At 68.9% G+C, this 1,035-nt stretch carries 1 protein-coding gene; it reads right to left on the bottom strand.

The window, feature by feature from the left end; genetic code table 11:
- The coding region (locus tag H5J30_RS35485; RefSeq protein ID WP_181791900.1) for a TerD family protein at positions 1 to 621 on the bottom strand (621 nt) is incomplete at its 3' end.
- Positions 622 to 1,035: the final 414 nt, after the last annotated feature.

Below are 1,035 nucleotides of genomic sequence, written 5' to 3'. Positions count from 1 at the left end.
CTCCCCGGCTTCGCCGCGGACGGTTTCCTCCCGGACGGTCCCGTCCGTTCCCGGCGCCTGCTCCACTGCCTCGGCGTCGTCGTCCACGTCGATGCCGAAGTCCGTAGCCAGGCCCGCCAGTCCGCTCTCGTACCCCTGCCCGATCGCGCGGAACTTCCAGTCCCCTTCGCGCCGGTACACCTCGCCGAACAGGAACGCACTCACCGCGCCCGCGTCGGGGACGCTGAACCCGAGCAACTCCTCGCCGGCGCCGTCCGCCAGGGTCATCCTGATGTCTTCGAGGTCCCCGAAGTGCGCGCCGCCGTACCGGCTCGCCGCCACCACGATGCGTTCGACGGCTGCGGGGATGGCGGTCAGGTCGATGCCGATGCGGTCCGCGCTGCCGTTCGCCGTCGGCGTCTTGCCGAGCAGTTGGACGCTGCCGTCCGCCGCCGCGGGGTTGTTGTAGAAGTAGAAGTCCGCGTCGCCGCGGACCCGTCCGGAGCCGTCGAGCAGCAGGACCGAGACGTCCGTGTCGGAGTCGCCGGTGCCGCTGCTCCATCCCACGTTCACGAAGACCGAACCGGTCTCCTGACCGAGGGCCGCAAGCCGGACGTTGGAGCCCTTCGTCATTTCATGCATGTGTCCCCCCACGAGCGGCACGGCAGCTCGGGACGGGCGATCCGCGGCGCTCGGTGGTGCGATGTGGAGCACACTCCCCATGTGCAATTGCACCTTAGTGCGGCGCGCGTGCCCTTCGTCGGGAAACGCGGCATTGGGCGCTCCGCGCCCGGCCCGCGGGCTCCGGTTCTGCCCGGGAGAATGCGTGCTGACCTGCGGGTCGTCCACCTTGTGCGAGGCGTCGGACGGTGGTTGGTGGTCCAGACCTTGCGTTGCTAGTCGGCAACATTCTGCGGTGGATTACACAGACGGCGCTCCTGTCGCTACGATCCCCTCGACCCCATCACGAACATCCGTTGGAAAGCCGCGCACGAGTACCACGCACCACTCCCGTGCGCGTCCCCGAGGTTTCGATGAACATCGCTTGGCAGCCGC

It is taken from the genome of Streptomyces phytophilus (assembly GCF_013870535.1).
GTDB classification, from domain to species: domain Bacteria; phylum Actinomycetota; class Actinomycetes; order Streptomycetales; family Streptomycetaceae; genus Streptomyces; species Streptomyces phytophilus.
This window is presented reverse-complemented; position numbering and strand designations above follow the sequence as displayed.